At 39.8% G+C, this 5,636-nt stretch carries 7 protein-coding genes; 6 read left to right on the forward strand and 1 reads right to left on the reverse strand.

Translation table 11 applies throughout. From position 1 onward, the window contains the following. Positions 1-224: 224 nt before the first annotated feature. From ACWXWT_RS19660 to ACWXWT_RS19685, 6 genes are all read left to right on the forward strand, one after another. A complete protein-coding gene (locus tag ACWXWT_RS19660) occupies positions 225-1,346 on the forward strand; it encodes a patatin-like phospholipase family protein (protein ID WP_456043263.1) in 1,122 nt (373 codons plus the stop codon). Between the two features lie 225 nt (positions 1,347-1,571). After that, complete coding sequence (rfbA, locus tag ACWXWT_RS19665) at positions 1,572-2,459, forward strand: glucose-1-phosphate thymidylyltransferase RfbA (protein WP_456043264.1); 888 nt, start codon at positions 1,572-1,574, stop codon at positions 2,457-2,459. After that, on the forward strand, positions 2,446-3,012 hold the full coding sequence (rfbC, locus tag ACWXWT_RS19670; RefSeq protein ID WP_456043265.1) for a dTDP-4-dehydrorhamnose 3,5-epimerase: 567 nt from the start codon (positions 2,446-2,448) through the stop codon (positions 3,010-3,012). Before rfbA ends, rfbC begins: the two co-directional genes overlap by 14 nt. Next, positions 3,012-4,043, forward strand: coding sequence for a dTDP-glucose 4,6-dehydratase (gene rfbB / locus ACWXWT_RS19675; protein ID WP_456043266.1), 1,032 nt, complete (start codon positions 3,012-3,014; stop codon positions 4,041-4,043). The genes rfbC and rfbB overlap by 1 nt, the downstream gene beginning before the upstream one ends. Beyond that, entirely contained in the window at positions 4,040-4,942 is a 903-nt protein-coding gene (gene rfbD / locus ACWXWT_RS19680) for a dTDP-4-dehydrorhamnose reductase (RefSeq protein ID WP_456043267.1), read from the forward strand. Before rfbB ends, rfbD begins: the two co-directional genes overlap by 4 nt. Before the next feature lie 154 nt (positions 4,943-5,096). Beyond that, positions 5,097-5,258 carry a small highly charged protein gene (locus ACWXWT_RS19685; RefSeq protein ID WP_456043268.1) on the forward strand — a complete coding sequence of 54 codons (162 nt, stop codon included), beginning with the start codon at positions 5,097-5,099 and terminating at the stop codon, positions 5,256-5,258. 124 nt (positions 5,259-5,382) lie between these two features. Here the strand turns inward: ACWXWT_RS19685 and ACWXWT_RS19690 are convergent. After that, positions 5,383-5,636: hypothetical protein (locus ACWXWT_RS19690; protein ID WP_456043269.1), on the reverse strand; the 254-nt coding region annotated here is incomplete at its 5' end.

Genomic DNA, 5,636 nt, shown 5'->3' on the forward strand with positions numbered 1-5,636 from the left:
CTCTCAGGTATTCCACTTCTGTGTTACATCGATTTAAAAGGAAACAACCATTTCTACATCAATGTGCCTTGAATTGAAAAACCTGAGAGACTCTGAACTGACCAGATATTTAATGGGATTGGTATAAGCAATTAACCGCATCGTCGACTTATTACTAATGGGTGTATAACATATAAAGAATTCATACAAACATTCAATGTATTTACAAACATAAAGGATCGAGATTGTCAGTATCAACAGCATTGGTATTAGGTGGTGGTGGAGCAAGAGCCGCATACCAAATCGGCGTATTAAAAGCATTAGTACAATTTTATCCACGCAATCACGATGTCCCATTTGACATTATTTGCGGGACTTCTGCTGGCGCCATCAACGCGACATCTCTGGCAACCCACGCATCATGCTTCCATTTGGGAGTAAAAAAATTAGATTGGGTATGGCGGCATTTTGAAACTCATAAAGTCTATCGAGCGTCCATTCCACATGTGTTGAGACATTTAGGCAGAATGGCCATTAAGGGCTTGCAAGATGACCAAGTGAGCACAGATGCAGGCAGTTTACTTGATAACCAGCCTTTACGAGAGTTGCTCAACAACCTAATTGATTTTAAAAGAATTGACCGCAATATTGGTAATAATGCACTCAAAGCAATTAGCATCGACGCCTCGTGTTATAATAACTCTCGGTCATATAGCTTTTATCAAGGCAATGAACACATTGATGATTGGCAACGCGCAAGACGAATAGGAACTCGTAGCCTATTAAATACTGAACATTTATTAGCAAGTTCTGCTATTCCAATGGTTTTCCCATCAATTAAGCTTAATCAAGCCTATTATGGTGATGGCTCAGTACATCAATTATCGCCCTTGTCGAGCCCCATTCACCTTGGAGCGGATAAAATTTTTGTCATAAATTTAGACAGTCCACACAAACATTTTCCTATCGAATTGGAGTTCCACCCTAAAACAGCAACCATAGCGGGTCATTTATTAGATACCATTTTCTCGGATACCTTAAACAGTGACCTCGAACGCCTGCAACGCGTTAACAACACAGTGTCAAGAATTTCACCACAAGATAGACAAGCGTTAAACTTACGTCATATAGACACATTAGTGATTAAGCCAAGCCAAGATTTAAGCCGTATTGCTGCACGTTATTATGAAGATATGCCCTTTGCAATTAAGACATTATTGAAATTCATTGGCATTAACCGTCAGTCCGACTCAAGTATTGTGTCGTATCTATTATTCGAAAAGAGCTATACCTCAACCTTGATTGACTTAGGCTACCAAGATGCAATGGATAGAATTGATGAAATAAAACAATTTTTTGAAATTTAGACGATAACCTAGTCTTCAATTTAAAGCATATTGATGTACCGACACCAATATAATCAATTAACAATGACACTCTACAGATTAACGCGACGCTTTTTAAAGCATTAATCACATTGAAGCATTGGGTAGAGAAGACGCCACTCCTAGCTGAATAACATCAACAACAAATCTGCTTAATTGATATTAGCTGTGTTAAAATTCCTGCATTAATCACTTAAAGAAAGTTTGATGAGAAAAGGTATTTTACTCGCAGGTGGCTCAGGTACTCGGCTATACCCTATCACCCAAGTGGTTTGTAAACAGCTATTGCCAATTTACGACAAGCCTATGGTTTATTATCCTCTTTGCACGCTTATGCAAGCTGGAATCACAGACATATTGGTCATTTGCACACCAACGGATTTAGCGCTTTTCAAATCACTTTTGCATAATGGTCATCAATGGGGTATCAACATTGAATTTGCCACACAAGCAAAGCCAGAAGGACTTGCACAAGCACTAATTATTGCCGAATCATTTCTTAAAGGTAGCCCTTGTGCAATGATTTTAGGCGACAATTTATTTTATGGGCATCAGTTGCAACACACATTGCAATCTGCAAATAAAATGTCTGGTTCTACCGTATTTGGCTATCATGTCGCTAACCCTCAAGCTTACGGTGTCATTGAATTCGGTGAAAATAACCGCATTATGTCTATTACAGAGAAGCCGACTGTTCCTAAATCTCATTTTGCGATGCCTGGATTATATTTTTTTGATCACAACGCCAGCAAGTACGCCAAAAAGGTCGCACTTTCAGCAAGAGGAGAGTTGGAAATCGTCGACGTCATCAATCAATACCTCGAAAATGATAACCTTAATGTTACAGTGTTAAGCCGTGGCACTGCTTGGCTGGACACAGGTACACCAGATGCTATGGCAGAAGCGACTCAGTACATTGCTGCCATCGAAAAACGTCAAGGTTTAAAGGTTTCTTGTCCAGAAGAAACAGCTTACTCAATGGGATTGATAGACCATTTACAACTCAAAAGACTAGCAAAGCCACTGCTAAAGAGCAGCTATGGTGAATACCTGCTGTCTTTGCTCGATAAGAACTTTCCTGATGAAATATATTAATACTCACCTTGATGGTGTAATAATTTTTAGTCCTCGTAAGTACATTGATGAACGTGGATTTTTTATGGAAACATTACGTCAAAATGGCTTTAATGATGCATTTACCCAAAACAATATGGATGTCCCTCAGCTCGTCCAAGAAAATCAATCACGCTCAGTAAATAATGTTTTGCGTGGGCTACACTTTCAGCAGCACTATCCTCAAGGAAAATTAATCCGAGTTGTCAGAGGAGCTATCTTTGACGTTGCAGTCGATATTCGTCAAGAATCTAAAACATATGGACAATGGATAGGCCAAGAAATTTCAGACGAAAATGGCTATCAAATGTGGATCCCTGCGGGATTTGCACACGGCTTTTATGTCTTGTCTGACATCGCAGATATAATTTATAAATGTTCGCAATATTATCAGCCAGACGATGATCAGACCATTGCATGGAATGACCCAGAGCTCAATATACAATGGCCATTAACACAACAACTTTCGCCTATCGTCTCAGACAAAGACAACCCGACCATAAACCCTAAAATAATCTCATTTGGTTTACTATAATGCCATACAAAAACGCACAAACGCTCACGATATTAATTACTGGTGGTAGTGGATTTATTGGCTCAGCATTAATCCGTTTTATCTTAAGTTTTACGCATCACAGCGTCATTAATATCGATAAACTGACATACGCGGCTAACCCTAAAAGCCTTAATATGATGAGCAAAAGTGAGCAATATCATTTCGTTGAAGGTGATATTTGTGATGGCGCATTATTAACAGAGGTGTTTAACCGCTTTCAACCCAATGCCGTAATGCATTTAGCGGCGGAGACTCACGTTGATCGATCGATTTCAGGTCCAGCTGAATTCATTCAAACCAATATTGTAGGCACATACCAACTATTAGAAGCCAGCAGGCAATTTTTTAATAGCTTAACTCCGGTTAAGGCAGAGCAATTTCGTTTTCATCATATTTCAACCGATGAAGTGTTCGGAGATTTGCCCGCAACAGGCTTTTTTAACGAACAAAGTGCCTACTCCCCAAGTTCGCCCTATTCAGCAAGTAAGGCATCGAGTGACCATTTAGTAAAAGCTTGGCATCGAACCTATGGTTTACCAACGTTGATTAGCTATTGTTCTAATAATTATGGCCCGTACCAACATCCTGAAAAACTTATCCCGTTAACCATTACCCGCGCCCTTGCTGGTGAACAAATACCTATTTATGGCAATGGACTACAAGTTCGAGATTGGCTTTATGTTGATGATCACGTTGAAGCATTAATCACAATATTAACCTTAGGTAACGTGGGTGAGACTTATACTGTTGGTGGTAATAATGAGCGAACTAATATTCAGGTTGTAACATCAATTTGTCAGCATCTTAGCCAATTATTACCGAATCATCGCCTTGCTACGAATAATGGGTTTACCTCACTTATCCAACATATTACTGATAGACCAGGACACGATCGGCGCTATGCCATTGATGCAAGTAAATTGGCCAGCACATTGAATTGGACGCCTAAACACAGTTTCTTAGACGGTTTGCATCAAACCATTCAGTGGTATTTGAAACAGTCTCAATGAAAATTCTGACTTTCGGTAAAACAGGCCAACTTGCCCAAGCTTTAAAACGCACTCAACCCAAAGTGGTGGAGCTAACCCAACTCAACCATCAACAAGTTGATATTACTCAGCCACAACTCATTGATAAAGCCTTGGCTTTTTATCGGCCCGACATCGTCATCAACTGTGCAGCCTATACTGACGTTGAAGCAACACAAATACACCCAAATACAGCAATACAAACCAATACATTAGCCGTTGAGTATATGGCCAAAGCTGCCAGTCGATATGGCATTAAACTCATCCAGCTATCGACAGATTATGTATTTGATGGACGGTCAACAACACCTTATACCGTCACGCAAAAACCATCCGCGATTAACGCTTATGGTCAATCAAAATTACTCGCCGAAAAAGCATTGTTGAGTTATCAGTCAGCTCTATTTTGCATTGTACGAACATCTTGGCTTTACCATCATAGCGGCAATAATTTTGTTACCACGATGCTAAAGTTAATGACACGTTCAACCAACCAACACGCAATAGGTTCAAGCTCAGATAACCCGATAAACTTGGTTAATGACCAAACAGGTAGTCCAACAATGGTTGACGACCTTGCACGTTTTTTATGGAAACTGTGTTCACAAACACAATGGTCTGCTATTTACCATTGGAGTGACTCTGGTACATGTACTTGGTATGAGTTTGCACAAGAAATACAAGCCCAAGGAATGACATTAGGCCTACTATCACAAGCAAGTTTTTTACAACCTGTCACATCAAAACAATATGGTTCTATCGTAAATAGACCTACATTCAGTGCGTTAGATACTCGCTTATCGCAAAAAATCGCCAAATCTAAACCTTGGAGGCAGCAATTAGGCCTATGTCTTAGTGAAAGCTTGCAGAGTAAATACTAATGGTTGAACATCACAATTAAGCTGTCATATCCGTGTCATTTTTACATGCAATAATTTTCACCATCAATGAATAAATAATTCGCTTTAGCTTATTATTAACTTTAGGTAAAAAGAGGCTGTACCAACAGAGGTACAGTTATCTGGAATGTTGAAAATGTCACACTCATTTGAATTTGATGAAGATGATGCGCCATGGGGCGATAACATCAAGGGAAAACCAAAGTCGAAAAAAGTAAAGCAACGCCGCCGAGATACTAAACGACGTTACTTTGACGATAACGCTGAAATGGAGTTCGCACCTGCTAAGCTGAAGTAATAAAACAGAATTTTCTCATCAAGTTTAAAAAGCAAGTTGCCTACAACTTGCTTTTTTGTCTAAAAAAATGGCCTTGAGATAATCAAGTCCATTTATACCAATCCTTATTAGAATATGATCTATTTTAAGTTGCCTCACTAGGCCCAGTACAATGAAAATGACTGTAGGTGTAGTCTTCTAGATCAACGTCATTTGAAGCAGTAATTGGGGTTGTGACACAGCCCCAAAGGGCGAATTTATCAGCGTGGTCTTCTTTGTTAGCCTTTCTTAACGTACGACTGCATGGATGCTGGAGGTAGAGCAACGCAGGAGCAGTTGCCGACGACTGCATGGATGCTGGAGGTAGAGCAACGCAGGAGCAGTTGCCGACGACTGCAT

It is taken from the genome of Shewanella sp. A22, from assembly GCF_053850585.1.